The sequence below is a fragment of the Pseudomonas sp. GW822-FHT04C11 genome (genome assembly GCF_058800905.1).
The window spans coordinates 131,938-147,445 of the sequence record NZ_JBXAMS010000009.1 but is presented as its reverse complement, the minus strand read 5'-3'; the positions used below and the strand labels follow the sequence as shown (position 1 = coordinate 147,445).

15 protein-coding genes are annotated in these 15,508 nt (G+C 56.0%); all 15 read right to left on the bottom strand.

What is annotated here, in order from left to right:
- Nucleotides 1-172: 172 nt before the first annotated feature.
- The gene (locus AC1RJ3_RS16910) at nucleotides 173-1,198 is read right to left on the bottom strand and encodes an MraY family glycosyltransferase (protein WP_493079545.1); all 1,026 of its coding nucleotides are present in this window, start codon (nucleotides 1,196-1,198) and stop codon (nucleotides 173-175) included.
- Complete coding sequence (locus tag AC1RJ3_RS16905) at nucleotides 1,195-2,157, bottom strand: UDP-glucose 4-epimerase family protein (RefSeq protein WP_493079544.1); 963 nt, start codon at nucleotides 2,155-2,157, stop codon at nucleotides 1,195-1,197. The genes AC1RJ3_RS16910 and AC1RJ3_RS16905 overlap by 4 nt, the downstream gene beginning before the upstream one ends.
- A complete protein-coding gene (locus AC1RJ3_RS16900) occupies nucleotides 2,154-3,077 on the bottom strand; it encodes a glycosyltransferase (protein WP_493079543.1) in 924 nt (307 codons plus the stop codon). Before AC1RJ3_RS16900 ends, AC1RJ3_RS16905 begins: the two co-directional genes overlap by 4 nt.
- Nucleotides 3,078-3,111: 34 nt before the next feature.
- A complete protein-coding gene (rfbA, locus tag AC1RJ3_RS16895) occupies nucleotides 3,112-4,023 on the bottom strand; it encodes a glucose-1-phosphate thymidylyltransferase RfbA (protein WP_493079581.1) in 912 nt (303 codons plus the stop codon).
- Nucleotides 4,023-4,916 carry a dTDP-4-dehydrorhamnose reductase gene (gene rfbD, locus AC1RJ3_RS16890; protein ID WP_493079542.1) on the bottom strand — a complete coding sequence of 298 codons (894 nt, stop codon included), beginning with the start codon at nucleotides 4,914-4,916 and terminating at the stop codon, nucleotides 4,023-4,025. The genes rfbA and rfbD overlap by 1 nt, the downstream gene beginning before the upstream one ends.
- The gene (gene rfbB, locus AC1RJ3_RS16885) at nucleotides 4,913-5,989 is read right to left on the bottom strand and encodes a dTDP-glucose 4,6-dehydratase (protein WP_493079541.1); all 1,077 of its coding nucleotides are present in this window, start codon (nucleotides 5,987-5,989) and stop codon (nucleotides 4,913-4,915) included. Before rfbB ends, rfbD begins: the two co-directional genes overlap by 4 nt.
- A gap of 230 nt (nucleotides 5,990-6,219) precedes the next feature.
- On the bottom strand, nucleotides 6,220-6,456 hold the full coding sequence (locus AC1RJ3_RS16880; protein ID WP_493079540.1) for a lipopolysaccharide assembly protein LapA domain-containing protein: 237 nt from the start codon (nucleotides 6,454-6,456) through the stop codon (nucleotides 6,220-6,222).
- 24 nt (nucleotides 6,457-6,480) lie between these two features.
- Complete coding sequence (gene ihfB / locus AC1RJ3_RS16875; protein ID WP_003369729.1) at nucleotides 6,481-6,777, bottom strand: integration host factor subunit beta; 297 nt, start codon at nucleotides 6,775-6,777, stop codon at nucleotides 6,481-6,483.
- 174 nt (nucleotides 6,778-6,951) lie between these two features.
- Complete coding sequence (locus AC1RJ3_RS16870) at nucleotides 6,952-7,233, bottom strand: hypothetical protein (RefSeq protein WP_493079539.1); 282 nt, start codon at nucleotides 7,231-7,233, stop codon at nucleotides 6,952-6,954.
- Between the two features lie 196 nt (nucleotides 7,234-7,429).
- Nucleotides 7,430-9,121, bottom strand: coding sequence for a 30S ribosomal protein S1 (gene rpsA / locus AC1RJ3_RS16865; protein ID WP_019692981.1), 1,692 nt, complete (start codon nucleotides 9,119-9,121; stop codon nucleotides 7,430-7,432).
- Nucleotides 9,122-9,242: 121 nt separating this feature from the next.
- A complete protein-coding gene (gene cmk, locus AC1RJ3_RS16860; RefSeq protein WP_054593462.1) occupies nucleotides 9,243-9,932 on the bottom strand; it encodes a (d)CMP kinase in 690 nt (229 codons plus the stop codon).
- Entirely contained in the window at nucleotides 9,929-12,136 is a 2,208-nt protein-coding gene (locus AC1RJ3_RS16855; protein WP_054598155.1) for a bifunctional prephenate dehydrogenase/3-phosphoshikimate 1-carboxyvinyltransferase, read from the bottom strand. The genes cmk and AC1RJ3_RS16855 overlap by 4 nt, the downstream gene beginning before the upstream one ends.
- A gap of 28 nt (nucleotides 12,137-12,164) precedes the next feature.
- On the bottom strand, nucleotides 12,165-13,277 hold the full coding sequence (hisC, locus tag AC1RJ3_RS16850) for a histidinol-phosphate transaminase (protein ID WP_054593463.1): 1,113 nt from the start codon (nucleotides 13,275-13,277) through the stop codon (nucleotides 12,165-12,167).
- Nucleotides 13,278-13,288: 11 nt separating this feature from the next.
- Nucleotides 13,289-14,383: a prephenate dehydratase gene (pheA, locus tag AC1RJ3_RS16845; protein WP_019692985.1), complete on the bottom strand. Its 1,095-nt coding sequence runs from the start codon at nucleotides 14,381-14,383 to the stop codon at nucleotides 13,289-13,291.
- Complete coding sequence (serC, locus tag AC1RJ3_RS16840; RefSeq protein WP_493079538.1) at nucleotides 14,383-15,468, bottom strand: 3-phosphoserine/phosphohydroxythreonine transaminase; 1,086 nt, start codon at nucleotides 15,466-15,468, stop codon at nucleotides 14,383-14,385. The genes pheA and serC overlap by 1 nt, the downstream gene beginning before the upstream one ends.
- Nucleotides 15,469-15,508: the final 40 nt, after the last annotated feature.

The window sequence follows — 15,508 nt, the reverse complement described above, 5'->3', positions numbered from 1 at the left end:
CCGTCGCCCCACCTTACGGTAGGTAGGGTTCATGGATCGCATACCGATTTTTCCCGGGGCCAGCCCTCATGATGGAAATCGGAGCACAGAGTCAGGCTTCAACTGGCAGCTTTGAATGTACACACGGTGGATCGCTTATGCTGCATCTGGGTATGGCAGCAGTACATACTTGTCAGCTCTGCTTAGCCCCCTCAGGCGTACCAGCATTAAATACATAGCTCAAAATAAATAACGGAAAGTAGGCCAAGAGCATACCTTCGATTCCGTGCAGGCCTCCCTTAGCCACAATAAGGGCTAAGGGAGTCAACCACACGATGTTTATCGCCGTAACGCTATATATGACGACTTTATGGCTAGCGAAACGACGCGACGCATATTGATAAGCATGGCTTCGATGAGCTTGAGATACTTTATCTCCACGAGCAAATCGCCTGATCAATGTCCAAGTTGCATCGACGATAAATACTCCTAGCAAAATCATCCAGCTCCAGAATGATTCAGGAACCATCCAGGCGGCCTGAAGCGCCAACCCACCTAGAAGAAAACCAAGAAAACCGCTCCCCGCATCGCCCATGAAAACTCGCGCAGGAGGGAAGTTCCAGCAAAGAAAACCCGCCACTGCGGCCGCCAGAATCAGAGGAGCCCAGATCAGCTCAACGATCCCGTTAAGCCAATAAACCAGACACATTCCCAAGCAGACGCTGATCGCTTCAGCACTGGCTAAACCATCAATGCCATCCATGAAGTTATAAAGGTTAAGCATCCAGACCAGATAGACCAGAGCCAGAACATTACCAAACCATCCAAGATCAACCACAAAACCAAAGAGCGACATTGGCGGAAGGCCGTTTAGCCAGAACAGCGCCCACGCTGCCGCGATAAAGTGCCCCAGCAGTCGCCATCTGGCAGCGATATGCCCATGGTCGTCGGAAAAACCAATGACCGCGACAAGCAGGCCGGAGCCCAGCAGGCCATACAATGCGGCAGAGCTCAGCAGGTCGAGGCTAGTAAGAATGGGAAGCGCCAGCACAAACGCGACAACAATGGCCACGCCTCCACCGCGAGGTGTAGGGATTGAGTGGGAACTGCGCTCGTTGGGTATGTCCATCAAGCTCTTGGCTAGGGCGTAACGCCGCAGGACAAGCGTCAACACCCAAGAAATTGCAAATACCGCAAGTAGCACCCACCAAAAAATCATTTCGTTTGTTCATCCAAGTAATGGCCAGCGGTCTGACGCATGGCTTTATCCACGCTGATTGGAGGAGTCCATCCCAGCAATTCGCGGCTCTTGCTAATATCGACCTGCAACGACCCGCAGATGCGCTGGGCGAGGGCTTGCTTGCCCAGTATTGACACTGCCAGCTTCAATAGCCACTCAGGCAGTGGTAGGAGTCGGGCATTTTTACCCAGTGCCCTAGCCAGATGACGCAGCAGTTCAGTTGTGGATAAGTCCTCGCCGTCGCTGACTAGGAACGTCTGGCCGGCTGCTGCGGGATGATCAATACAAGTGATTATAAGGTCTACCAGGTTTCCAATCGCTACCAGGCTTCGCCGATTTCGGATCGCACCCAATGGCAGTGGAATCCCTCTATTGAGCCAGTTCAGCATGCTCAGGAAATTGGCTTTGACCCCGGGGCCATAGACCAGAGGTGGGCGGATGATCACGATTTCCATGCCCGTGTCACGGCCGAGTCGCTTCAACGCCTCTTCGGCTTCGTACTTGGATACACCATAAGGATCAACTGGGGCCGGGCAGTCATCAGCTTTAAATGGTGTACCCAAGACAGTGCGTTCACCGTTGACCTTAATCGAACTGATGAAAATGAAGCGCTTTACCCCTGATTCGGCGGCACTCCGGGCTAGCCTGAGAGTTCCTTCCACGTTGGCTCTACGAAACTCGGCCAAGACGTCCACGGCGGTTTCATTCATCACATGAACGCGGGCGGCAGCATGGATGACCACATGTATATTATTTAGCGAGGGCAAGACCTTGGGATTCGTCAGATCTAAGGGCTCCACCCGACATAAGCCACGTAGTCGCGTTGTACCTCGAGCCGCCGCGATTGGAACAAACTTCTTTTCCAGCAACAGATGAAAGACCACCGCTTCGCCGACAAACCCGCTCGCCCCAGTAACCAATACCTTTGGGGCAGTCATTTCGCTTTCTTCCCTATCAACGCGGTGGCCCAACAGATACAAAAAAAGAACACTTTGTCGCGCACGCGCCGCCGGCATTTCCAGGCGCTGAATGACAACGTCATCAGTTGCCAACGTCGCAGTGGCAACCAAGCCTGAACGAACGGTTCAGCGCCTTGCCCAACCAAGCATGTGATAAGCCGGACTTGAGAGAACCACCAGCCGTCATGAATAGTTTTATAGCGCGAGATCAAAGGATTGATTCCAGTATTGGCGCCTACCTGATTATTCTCATGCTGGCGGTATTGCATACTCGATTTCGGATCAATGAACCACTTGAATCCGTGACTGCGGGCATAGGCGTAGCAGTACCAGTCGTGCAAGCCGACTTCCTGCAATTGTTGCCAGTTACTAAGCATGGATGCCTTCAAGGGCTCGGCCAGACTCTTATCAAACACATAGGTACAACCGGGGCCAGCGGCTTCGAACAGGAAATCCCAAGTGACTTGCGGCTGCGCCTTATTCAGCAAATGGGTTCTACCATCCGGCCAGAAGGCGGTGACGTTGCTCGAGTAAGCCGCATATTCGCCGGTGTTCAGAGTCCGTGTCGCCCGCTCAAGCTTGTCAGTGTGCCAAACGTCATCCTGATCGGCAAAGGCAATGAAGTCATAACCGTCGAAATCGACATCACGGATCAGCCGGAAAAAATTACGCGAGGCACCACCGAAGATACCGGCGGCCGGTAGCAGTACCACACGGGAGTGCTCAGCCGCATACGCCGCGCACCAAACTTCGGTGCCATCCGTTGAAGGGTCGACACTAATATAGATCGTTATGTCTACTGATGACTGGATGAGGATCGAGGCAATCTGCTCCTCGATCCACTGCATGCCATTATAGGCCGCTAGCAAAACTGCAACCCTTGGGTGTTTTACTGGCATGCCATTCCTGCTTAAACGAGTCGAACGCTGCAGCTCAAAAGGTTGTGTTGTCGCCATAGTGGGAAGACAAATCCAGCAGTTTCTTCAAGTACTGACCGTAGCCAGTCTTCTTCAGAGCGTCGGCTTGGACGCCCAACTGCTCGGCTGTGATCCAGCCGTTGTGATAGGCAATCTCTTCCAGGCAAGCCACTTTCAGCCCTTGACGCTGCTCGATGGTGTGCACAAAGTGGCTGGCTTCCAGCAACGAGTCGTGGGTACCGGTGTCCAGCCAGGCGAAGCCGCGACCGAGCATTTCTACATTAAGAGTCTTTTGCTCGAGATAGGCACGGTTAACGTCGGTAATTTCCAACTCGCCGCGTTCGGACGGCTTTATGTTCTTGGCGATTTCGACAACCTTGTTGTCGTAGAAATACAGCCCGGTGACGGCATAGCTGGATTTTGGCTTGAGTGGCTTTTCTTCGATGCTGAGGGCGCGGCCCGAACCATCGAACTCAACCACGCCGAAGCGCTCCGGGTCGGACACATGATAGCCAAACACTGTAGCCCCATGCTCCTGGCTGCTGGCTGAACGCAGATTATCAGAGAAGTGTTGACCGTAAAAAATGTTGTCGCCCAGGATCAGGCAGCATGGATCCTTGCCAATGAATTCTTCCCCTATGATGAAGGCTTGGGCCAAGCCATCCGGGCTCGGTTGTTCGGCATAGGTGAGCTGAATGCCGTACAGGCTGCCATCACCTAACAGCTTGCGGAAGCACGGCAAGTCTTCTGGGGTGGAGATGATCAGAATTTCTCGCATGCCCGCAAGCATCAGCACTGACAGAGGATAAAAGATCATCGGCTTGTCGTAGATCGGCAGCATCTGCTTGGAAACGCCGAGGGTCAACGGGTGCAAGCGCGTGCCCGAGCCACCTGCGAGGATGATGCCTTTGCGATTTGTCGTGTTGATCATTTATTTAGAACTTCCATAAGCATTCGGGTTACGCCACTTTGCCAATCCGGTAAGTGCAGAGAAAAATTGTCACGCAGCTTCTGAGTATTCAACCGGGAATTCAGAGGACGGCGTGCAGGCGTAGGGTAAGACACTGCCTCTATAGAAGTGATCTCAACTACAGCTAACTGCTCACCATTGGCCCGCGCAAAATCTATTACATAACTAGCATAGCCGTACCATGAGACTTCGCCGCCAGCTGCCAAGTGATATACGCCTCCCAGGTCCGGGCGCTTAACGACTTGCCAAATAGCCAAGGCGGTTACGTCTGCGATCAGATCTGCACCGGTGGGTGCGCCAATCTGATCGGCAATAACGCTCAACGTTTCCCGGTCCTTAGCAAGACGCAACATGGTTTTGGCAAAGTTGTTGCCCCGAGCGCCGTAGGCCCAACTGGTACGAAAAATCAGGTGTTTGCAGCCCGAAGCGGTAATGGCCTGCTCGCCAGCGAGCTTACTCGCACCGTAATGATTCAATGGCGCAACTGCGTCATTTTCTTGCCATGGCTTTTGCCCACTGCCGCTGAACACGTAGTCCGTCGAGTAGTGAATCAACCAGGCATCAAGGAATAATGCTTCTTCGGCCATAACCTGGGTCGCCAGTGCATTTATGCGAGTTGCAAGTTCAGGCTCTGATTCAGCTTTATCCACCGAGGTATAAGCTGCGGCGTTGACGATGACGTCGGGGTTGACCTGACGAATCGTTGTGCGCAGTGAGTCAAGATCGGACAAGTCGCCACTCAACCCATCGACTGTTTGGCGGTCAAGAGCAATGACCTCTCCGAGTGGCGCAAGGGAGCGCTGTAGCTCCCAGCCGACTTGGCCATTCTTTCCAAGCAGAAGGATTTTCATGTTTTGCTTGAGCGGTCGGCGTAGTTTTTATCAATCCACTGTTGATAGCTGCCGCTTTTCACGTGAGCAACCCATTCAGTGTTCTCGAGGTACCACTCGACGGTTTTGCGTATCCCGGTCTCGAAAGTTTCTTCAGGCACCCAACCCAGCTCACGCTGGATTTTACTGGCATCGATGGCGTAACGCTGATCGTGGCCCGGACGATCTTGAACGTAGGTGATCAAACTGGCGTGTGGGCGATGAGCGGAGTCCGGACGCAGCTCATCGAGTAGTGCGCACAGGGTGTGCACCACTTCGATGTTTTGCTTTTCGTTATGGCCGCCGATGTTGTAGGTCTCGCCGATAACGCCTTCGGTTACGACTTTGTACAGTGCGCGGGCGTGGTCTTCGACGTAGAGCCAGTCACGAACTTGGTTGCCTTTACCGTAGACCGGCAATGGCTTGCCTTCCAGTGCATTGAGGATGATCAGTGGGATCAGCTTCTCAGGGAAATGGCACGGGCCGTAGTTGTTCGAGCAGTTTGTGACCAGGGTCGGCAGGCCATAGGTACGGCTCCAGGCACGAACCAGGTGGTCGGAACTGGCCTTGCTGGCCGAGTATGGCGAGCTTGGCTGGTACGGCGTGGTTTCGGTGAAGAGGTCTTCTGGACCTTCGAGGTCTCCATAGACTTCGTCGGTCGAGATATGGTGGAAGCGGAAGATGGCTTTACGCGAGTCATCCAGCGCTGCCCAATAGTGGCGCGCAGCTTCCAACAAGGTGTAGGTACCAATGATGTTGGTCTGGATAAATTCGGACGGACCGGAGATCGAACGATCAACGTGAGACTCTGCGGCCAGATGCATGATCGCATCCGGTTGGTGTTCACGCAGGACACGGTCCACTTGATCACGGTCGCAGATGTCGACGCGCTCGAACACGTAACGCGAGTTCTGACTGACTTCGGCCAACGACTCAAGGTTACCGGCATAAGTCAGCTTATCGACGTTAACGACAGAGTCGGCAGTGTTGGAGATGATATGACGAATGACTGCCGAGCCGATAAATCCGGCGCCGCCGGTTACTAGAATTTTCACGCGAAACCATACCCTTGAGTTACTGACAGGGCCGCCAACCGAGCGCTGTCTAATCCATAAATGCAGAAGCCGTCGGTTGAGCAAAGGCCGCTGACAGAGTCAGTCTGAACCGAATGGGAAATGTACCGCTATTCGGACAGGCGCAACATTTTACAGTTTAATAAAGGTTTTACTAATGGATATAGACAAACTGCGGCACAAATTCGATACCAGCCCCACCCCTATCACCGTCAGGCACGGTGCTTGCGCACCATTCTGGCTTTACGACTGAGCCAACCAAGGATAGGGCCGATCGCCATCCCCAATAGCAGTACGAGGACCATCACTACCGAGACCGGCAACTGTGGCCCTGCCCACCCCAGGAACAACAATGAGACTGACTGCTGATTCTCCAGCACGAATGCCAATACTGCCAAAACCAGCAACAACACAAAGACTCCGAGGAGTACGCGTTTGAGATTACGCATGAATCGCTCTCTGAATGACGACTGTCAAAGCCCCTCCTCCTCATCCTCATTCACCCGATCCCGGAGCTCTTTGCCCGGTTTGAAATGAGGAACGAATTTACCGTCGAGGCTGACGGATTGGCCGGTCTTTGGGTTACGGCCGACGCGCGGTGCACGATAGTGTAAAGAGAAGCTGCCAAAGCCACGGATTTCGATTCGATCACCGGTAGCCAGGCACTGGGACATTTGCTCAAGCATGGTCTTGATGGCCAGCTCCACATCCTTGGATGAGAGTAGCCCTTGATGGGTGACAATTCGTTCGATCAACTCCGACTTCGTCATATTTTTCCCTTCTTTTTCAAGCAGCTAGATCAGCGCTTCAAAGGTTTTAGCATGCTCGAAGGGTTTTGAACAGCCTATATATTGACTTATCTGCATTCCCTGACAGACACCGCAAAGCTCGCCTCCCGGAGACCGACACCCCACCCTTCCACACCACAGAGGCAAACCGAACCGTCACCTGCAGACCACCAACATGACGCGAGTGAGGTATCCGGCCGGGTTCCACCCGAATAGATAATCCTCTTCCTCCTCCTTAGCATCACTGGACCTGCCAATGACCTTGTACCCCTCCACCCCACACTCTCTTGCAGCACGCTTGTAACACTTATCCCAACCTGATCCGAGCCCCGAACAATCGATCTCGATACCACTCACGCCACGCACCACGTGAGTCTTGACACTAGTCGTACACCCCACCAAGACCAAGACTGCCAATACAACAATGAGCTTGTTCATTTCCTTCCTTTAATGCCAGGAGTCACACCCGACGAATGCTCGGTTCAAGCTAAAGCCTAGCTCCAGATAGGCAATTGATACACCCAAACAACAGACCACCTTATTCCCGCATTGTTTCCCCAGCACCCCGACACCTCAAATTTCAGGCACAAAAAAGGGCGACCGAAGTCGCCCTTTTTCTATGGTCTGACAGAACTTAGTTCTGTTTTTCCATTTGTGCACGCAGCAGAGCACCAAGAGTGGTGTCAACTGGAGCATCCGAAGCAGCTGGCTTGTCGCGCAGGCTCTGGATTGCTTCCTTCTCGTCTTCAACGTCTTTCGACTTGATCGAGAGCTGGATTACACGGCTCTTGCGGTCAACGCTGATGATCTTGGCTTCAACTTCTTCGCCTTCTTTCAGAACGTTGCGCGCATCTTCGATGCGGTCACGGCTGATTTCGGAGGCTTTCAGAGTAGCTTCGATATCGGTAGCCAAAGTGATGATGGCGCCTTTAGCGTCAACTTCTTTCACGATGCCTTTAACGATTGCGCCTTTGTCGTTCTCTTGAACGTACTCGGAGAACGGATCGCTTTCCAGTTGCTTGATACCCAGGGAGATACGTTCGCGCTCTGGGTCAACCGACAGGATAACGGTGTCCAGCTCGTCGCCCTTCTTGAAGCGACGTACGGCTTCTTCGCCCACTTCGTTCCAGGAGATGTCGGACAGATGAACCAGGCCATCGATGCCGCCGTCCAGACCAATGAAGATACCGAAATCGGTGATCGACTTGATGGTGCCGGAGATTTTATCGCCCTTGTTGAACTGGCCAGAGAAATCTTCCCATGGGTTAGATTTGCACTGCTTGATGCCCAGGGAGATACGACGACGCTCTTCGTCGATGTCCAGAACCATAACTTCCACTTCGTCGCCGACTTGTACGACTTTCGAAGGGTGGATGTTCTTGTTGGTCCAGTCCATTTCGGAAACGTGTACCAGGCCTTCAACGCCTTCTTCCAGCTCAGCGAAGCAGCCGTAGTCGGTCAGGTTGGTCACACGTGCGGTAACGCGAGTGCTTTCTGGGTAACGGGCTTTGATAGCAACCCATGGATCTTCGCCCAGTTGCTTCAGGCCCAGGGAAACACGATTGCGCTCGCGATCGTACTTCAGAACCTTGACATCGATCTCGTCGCCAACGTTGACGATTTCGGAAGGATGCTTGATACGCTTCCAAGCCATGTCGGTAATGTGCAGCAGGCCATCGACGCCACCCAGATCGACGAATGCGCCGTAATCGGTGAGGTTTTTGACGATACCTTTGACTTGTTGACCTTCCTGCAGGGATTCCAGCAGAGCTTCACGCTCAGCGGAGTTCTCGGCTTCGAGGACGCTACGACGGGAAACGACAACGTTGTTGCGTTTCTGGTCGAGTTTGATGACCTTGAATTCCAGCTCTTTGCCTTCCAGATGCGTGGTGTCGCGCACTGGACGGACGTCAACCAGAGAACCAGGCAGGAACGCACGGATGCCGTTAACGTCGACAGTGAAGCCGCCTTTAACCTTACCGTTGATAACGCCCTTGACCACTTCTTCGGCTGCGAAGGCTGCTTCCAGAACGATCCAGCATTCAGCGCGCTTGGCTTTTTCACGGGACAGCTTGGTTTCACCAAAGCCGTCTTCAACCGAATCCAGCGCAACGTGAACTTCGTCACCGACGTTGATATTCAGTTCGCCAGCGTCGTTGTAGAACTGCTCAAGCGGGATGAGTGCTTCAGACTTCAGGCCAGCGTGAACGGTTACCCAGCGAGCTTGGTAATCGATATCAACGATAACACCGGTGATGATGGAGCCTGCCTGAAGGTTCAGGGTTTTTAGGCTTTCTTCAAAGAGTTCCGCAAAGCTTTCGCTCATTTTAATTCCTGTTGATAAGGGCGAAGAATACGCCCATCTGCCACATCCCAGACAATGTGGGTTACGTTTATATAAAAGAAACGCCGCAAGACTATGACTGGTCCCCTGCGGTGCTTCTTGGTCACCCGGCGATATCGCGAATGGCGATCTCGCTCATGATGCGTTCCAGCACCTGCTCGATGGACAACTCCGTGGAATCCAGCTGTATGGCGTCGACCGCCGGCTTGAGCGGGGCTACCGCTCGCTGGGTGTCGCGCTCATCGCGCACACGGATCTCATCTAGCAGACTCGACAGACTAACACCCTCGACTTTGCCCTTCAACTGTAAATAACGTCGGCGCGCCCGTTCCTCGGCGCTGGCGGTCAGAAAAATCTTCAGCGGCGCGTCGGGAAATACAACGGTGCCCATGTCGCGGCCATCAGCCACCAACCCCGGCGCCTCCTGAAATGCCCGCTGGCGCTGCAGCAAGGCGTCACGCACGGCAGGAAGTGCCGCCACTTGCGAGGCCCATGCCCCAACCTGCTCGTTGCGCAAATCGTCAGTGACATCATCACCTTCAAGGATGATGCGCTGCGGATGACCTTCGGTCGCCCCGATGAACTGCACATCGAGATGAGCGGCCAACAGCTTCAGCGACTCTTCGTTGGTCAAGTCGACACCATGATTGCGCGCAGCGAATGCCAGCAAACGGTACAACGCACCGGAATCCAGCAAGCACCAACCCAGGCGCTTGGCGAGAATCCCGGCAATAGTGCCCTTGCCCGAGCCGCTCGGTCCGTCGATGGTGATTACCGGAGCGTGGCTGGTCACGACTGAGCCTCTTGAGCAACACGAATACCGACTTGCGCGCACAACGCGAGGAAGTTCGGGAAGGAGGTCGCAACGTTGGCGCAATCATGGATACGGATCGGTGCATTGGCACGCAACGATGCAACGCTGAACGCCATGGCAATCCGGTGATCGCCGTGACCATGCACTTCGCCGCCGCCAATCTGGCTGCCGTCGATGATGATGCCGTCCGGCGTTGGCTCGCACTTGACGCCCAGCGCCAGCAAACCATCCGCCATCACCTGGATACGATCCGACTCCTTGACCCGCAACTCTTCCGCGCCGCGCAAAATAGTCCGACCTTCGGCACAGGCCGCCGCCACGAACAGTACCGGGAACTCGTCGATGGCCAGCGGAACCAGCGCTTCAGGAATTTCGATACCCTTAAGCTTAGCTGCCCGCACGCGCAAATCAGCCACTGGCTCACCACCGACTTCACGCTGGTTTTCCAGAGTGATATCGGCGCCCATCAGACGCAGGATGTCGATCACACCGGTACGGGTCGGGTTGATCCCCACGTGCTCGAGCACCAACTCCGAACCCTCGGCAATCGACGCCGCGACCAGGAAGAATGCCGACGAGGAGATATCGCCCGGCACTTCAATGTGCGTCGCGCTCAGCTTGTGGCCGGATTCGACCGACGCGGTGGCGCCGTTGACGGTAACCGGGTAGCCGAAGCCACGCAGCATACGCTCGGTATGGTCACGGGTCGGAGCAGGTTCGGTGACGGTGGTCTTGCCCTCGGCGTACAGACCCGCCAACAGCAGGCAGGATTTAACCTGGGCGCTGGCCATCGGCATGGTGTAGGTCAGGCCCTTGAGCTTGTTGCCGCCACGAATGGTCATCGGCGGACGACCTTCTGCCGCCGTCTCGATCACCGCACCCATTTCGCGCAGCGGGTTGGCCACACGATTCATCGGACGCTTGGACAGCGACGCATCGCCCGTCAAGGTGCTGTCGAAGTCCTGCGCAGCCAGCAAGCCGGACAACAGACGCATCGACGTACCCGAGTTGCCCAGATAGATCGGGCCGGGAGCCGGTTTCAAGCCATGCAGGCCGACACCGTGGATGGTCACGCGACCATGGTGCGGACCTTCGATCACGACACCCATGTCACGGAAGGCCTGCAAGGTCGCCAGGGCATCTTCACCCTCGAGGAAACCTTCGACTTCGGTAACGCCTTCAGCGAGGGAGCCGAGCATGATCGAACGGTGGGAAATTGATTTGTCGCCCGGTACACGAATCCGCCCACTCAGGCGGCCACCAGGATTTGCCAGGAAAATCAGATCGTTGGAGTTCATAGCGTCCACATAGGCCCGGCGGGCCAGGATTTTACTGAAATGCTCGCGGGCAACCCGGGCGCGCGTAAAGACGCCCAACAGTTGGTGCCCGTCCCCTGCATCGACCGCGTCGCGCAAGGCGTCGAGATCGCTGCGAAATGTATCGAGTGTGCGCAGGACAGCTTCGCGATTGGCGAGGAAGATGTCGTGCCACATGACCGGGTCACTGCCGGCGATTCTCGTGAAATCGCGGAAACCGCCGGCAGCGTAACGGAAGATTTCCAGATTTTCACTGCGTTTAGCCAACGAATCGACCAATCCGAACGCCAACAGGTGCGGCAAATGACTGGTCGCCGCCAGCACTTCGTCGTGACGCTCGACCTGCATGTGCTCGACATCGGCACCCAATTCACGCCAGAGCCGGTCGACAACTGCCAGTGCAGCCGGATCGGTTTGTTCAAGCGGTGTCAGAATCACTTTGTGTCGACGGAACAGCTGAGCATTGGAAGCCTCGACTCCGCTCTGCTCGGAACCGGCGATCGGATGCCCTGGAACGAAGCGTGCCGGCATGCCACCGAAGGCTTCGGTCGCTGCGCGCACCACATTGCCTTTGGCACTGCCGACATCGGTCAGAATCGCCGCCCCCAGGTCCATGCCAGCCAACAGCACCAGCAGTTTCTCCATCGCCAGGATCGGCACCGCCAGCTGAATCACATCGGCGCCGCAGCACGCGGTAGCGAGGTCGTCTTCACAACGGTCCACCACGCCCAGCTCGACCGCCAGTTTTCGCGATTGCGGATCGAGGTCAACACCCACCACTTCTCGGCACAATCCGCTTTCACGCAGGCCCTTGGCGAACGAACCACCGATCAGCCCGAGACCAATCACCACCAGGCGACCGATCATAGGCACAGCAGGTTGCACGGCGATGACATCAACCACGGGCCAGAACCTTGGCCAGCGCCTCGAGGAAGCGACTGTTTTCAGCCGGCAGACCGATGGTGATGCGCAAGTGGTTCGGCATGCCGTAATTGGCCACCGGACGCACGATCACACCTTCATGCAGCAAACCCTGGAAAACCGGCGCCGCAACGCGCCCCAGATCGACACAGATGAAGTTGCCCTTGGAAGGAATCCAGCTCAGCCCCAACTCACGAAAACCTGCTTCGAGCTGCTGCATGCCGGACTCGTTCAGACGACGGCTTTCAGCCAGGTATTCATCGTCCTGCAACGCTGCGCAGGCTGCTGCCAGGGCCAGGCTGTTGACGTTGAATGGCTGACGCACACGATTCAACACATCGGCGACCACTGCGGTCGACAAGCCATAACCCACACGCAGCGCAGCCAGACCGTAGGCCTTGGAGAAGGTCCGGGAAACCAGCAGGTTCGGGTACGCCGCGAGGAAATCCAGACCATCCGGCAGGTCGCTGCCTTCGGCGTATTCGATGTACGCCTCATCCAGCACCACCAGCACGCGCTCAGGCACGTCCTGCAGAAACTCGTCCAGCGCCTCGGCGTCGAACCAGGTTCCGGTCGGGTTGTTCGGGTTGGCGATGAACACCACGCGGGTGTTGCTGTCGATGGCTTCGAGCATCGCCGACAGGTCATGCCCCCAGTCTTTGGCTGGAATCACTCGCGCCTCGGCACCCACCGCCTGAGTGACGATCGGGTAGACGGCAAACGCGTGCTCACTGAAGACCGCATTCAGACCTGGCGCCAGATAGGCACGCGCGACCAGCTCAAGAATGTCGTTGGAGCCGTTGCCCAACGTCACTTGATTGAGCTCGACCCGGCACTGCTCAGCCAGCAGGGTTTTCAGCGCAAACCCGTTGCCGTCTGGATAGCGAGTCAGCTCAGCCAGTTCTTCGCGAATCGCCGCCAGTGCCTTGGGACTGGCACCCAGCGGGTTTTCGTTGCTCGCCAGCTTGACGATTTTTGCCGGATCGATGTCCAGCTCGCGGGCCAGTTCGTCCACGGGTTTGCCCGGAACGTAAGGCGAAAGTTGTTGCACGCCCGGCTGTGCCAGAGCGAGGAAGTCGCCACTCATTATCAACGCCTTTAGAGAACTGCTTTCGGGTAGGAACCCAACACTTTAAGTGCTACCGCTTCCTGACTGATTTTCTCCAGCACCGCTTTTATCAGCGGGTCGCGGTGGTGGCCGACGAAATCGATGAAGAACACGTAGGTCCACTTGCCGCTGCGCGATGGACGGGTTTCGATTCGCGTCAGGTCGATGCCATTGTCATGGAACGGCACCAGCAACTCGTGAAGCGCGCCAGGTTTGTTGCTCATCGAGACGATGATCGACGTTTTGTCGTCGCCGGTCGGTGGCACTTCCTGGCTGCCGATCATCAGGAATCGCGTGGAGTTGTCCGGGCGATCCTCGATTTTTTCGGCCAGACGGGTCAACCCGTACAAGCCTGCCGCCATGTCGCCGGCAATCGCCGCCGAGTTCCACTCACCCTTGACCCGTTTGGCCGCTTCGGCATTGCTCGATACCGCCACGCGTTCGACGTTCGGGTAATGAGCGTCCAGCCACTTGCGGCACTGCGCCAGGGACTGGGCATGGGAGTAAATGCGGCTGATGCTGTCGGTCTTGGTGTTTTCACCCACCAGCAAGTGGTGGTGAATGCGCAGCTCGACTTCGCCACAGATAACCATGTCGTGTTCGAGGAAGCTGTCGAGAGTGTGGTTGACCGCACCCTCGGTGGAGTTTTCCACAGGCACCACGCCAAAGTTCACCGCTCCGGCAGCCACTTCACGGAACACTTCGTCGATCGCCGCCATTGGCTTGCTGATCACCGCATGGCCAAAGTGCTTCATGGCCGCTGCTTGAGTGAAGGTTCCTTCAGGGCCGAGGTAGGCCACTTTCAGCGGCTGCTCGAGCGCCAGGCACGAGGACATGATTTCACGGAACAACCGCGCCATCTCTTCGTTACCCAGCGGCCCCTGGTTGCGCTCCATTACGCGCTTGAGCACCTGAGCCTCACGCTCAGGACGATAGAACACCGGCACTTCGCCTTCGGCCAGCGTAGCCATCTTTACTCGCGCGACTTCCTGGGCGCAGCGTGCACGCTCACTGATCAGCTCGAGGATTTTTTCGTCCAGAGCATCAATGCGCAGGCGCAGTGCCTTGAGTTCTTGCTCAGACATTAGCCGTGTTCCTTCTCGAACTCTGCCATGTACGCCACCAGCGCGTTGACTGCGTTGATGTCGACGGCGTTGTAGATAGAGGCACGCATGCCGCCTACCGAACGGTGACCCTTGAGGTTCAGCAGTCCGCGTGCTTCAGCACCGACCAGGAACGGCTTGTCGAGGCGATCGTCAGCCAGACGGAACGGCACGTTCATCCACGAGCGGTCAGTCTTGTTGATCGGGTTGCTGTACAAGCCGCTGGCATCAATGAAGTTGTACAGCGTGCGCTGCTTGACTTCATTGAGCTTGCCAATGGCCTCAACACCACCCTGCTCTTTCAGCCATTCGAACACAAGACCGGACAAGTACCAGGCCAGTGTTGGCGGGGTGTTGTACATCGAGCCGTTGTCGGCCGCGACCTTGTAGTCAAGCATGGTCGGGCAGAACGAACGGGCACGACCCAACAGGTCTTCACGCACGATGTTGACGACGATGCCGCTCGGGCCGATGTTTTTCTGGGCACCGGCGTAGATCATGCCGAAACGCGAGATATCCACAGGGCGCGAGAGAATGTCCGAAGACATGTCTGCAACCAGCGGAACATCACCGGTTTCCGGGATCCACTGGAACTCCAGACCACCGATGGTTTCGTTCGGCGCGTAGTGCACGTAGGCCGCGTCTTGCGACAGCTTCCATTCGTTCTGGCCGGGAATTGCGAAATAGTCGTAAGGCTTGGCGGTCGCGGCGACGTTGACGTGGCCGAAGCGCTGCGCTTCTTCAATGGCTTTCTGCGACCAGATACCGGTGTCGATATAGTCGGCCTTGCCGTTTTCCGGCAACAGGTTCAGAGGAATCTGAGCAAATTGCTGGCTGGCGCCGCCTTGCAGAAACAGCACTTTATAGTTCGAGGGGATATTCAGCAGATCACGCAGATCCTGCTCGGCCTTGGTCGCAATGGACACGAACTCATCGCTGCGATGGCTCATTTCCATGACCGAGAGACCCTTGCCATGCCAGTCGAGCAATTCCGACTGGGCACGCAACAGGACAGCTTCAGGCAGCGCAGCAGGACCTGCGCAGAAGTTATAGGCTCGTTTGCTCACATCCACTCTCGCTATGCATTCACGGTAGCGGACAGAGCAA

Coding starts and splice junctions, on each gene's coding strand:
- AC1RJ3_RS16900 (WP_493079543.1), bottom strand. CDS start 3,077: ATGCCAGTAAAACACCCAAGGGTTGCAGTTTTGCTAGCGGCCTATAAT.
- ihfB (WP_003369729.1), bottom strand. CDS start 6,777: ATGACGAAGTCGGAGTTGATCGAACGAATTGTCACCCATCAAGGGCTA.
- rpsA (WP_019692981.1), bottom strand. CDS start 9,121: ATGAGCGAAAGCTTTGCGGAACTCTTTGAAGAAAGCCTAAAAACCCTG.
- hisC (WP_054593463.1), bottom strand. CDS start 13,277: ATGAGTGGCGACTTCCTCGCTCTGGCACAGCCGGGCGTGCAACAACTT.
- AC1RJ3_RS16855 (WP_054598155.1), bottom strand. CDS start 12,136: ATGATCGGTCGCCTGGTGGTGATTGGTCTCGGGCTGATCGGTGGTTCG.
- AC1RJ3_RS16905 (WP_493079544.1), bottom strand. CDS start 2,157: ATGACTGCCCCAAAGGTATTGGTTACTGGGGCGAGCGGGTTTGTCGGC.
- rfbD (WP_493079542.1), bottom strand. CDS start 4,916: ATGAAAATCCTTCTGCTTGGAAAGAATGGCCAAGTCGGCTGGGAGCTA.
- AC1RJ3_RS16870 (WP_493079539.1), bottom strand. CDS start 7,233: ATGAACAAGCTCATTGTTGTATTGGCAGTCTTGGTCTTGGTGGGGTGT.
- pheA (WP_019692985.1), bottom strand. CDS start 14,383: ATGTCTGAGCAAGAACTCAAGGCACTGCGCCTGCGCATTGATGCTCTG.
- AC1RJ3_RS16880 (WP_493079540.1), bottom strand. CDS start 6,456: ATGCGTAATCTCAAACGCGTACTCCTCGGAGTCTTTGTGTTGTTGCTG.
- AC1RJ3_RS16910 (WP_493079545.1), bottom strand. CDS start 1,198: ATGATTTTTTGGTGGGTGCTACTTGCGGTATTTGCAATTTCTTGGGTG.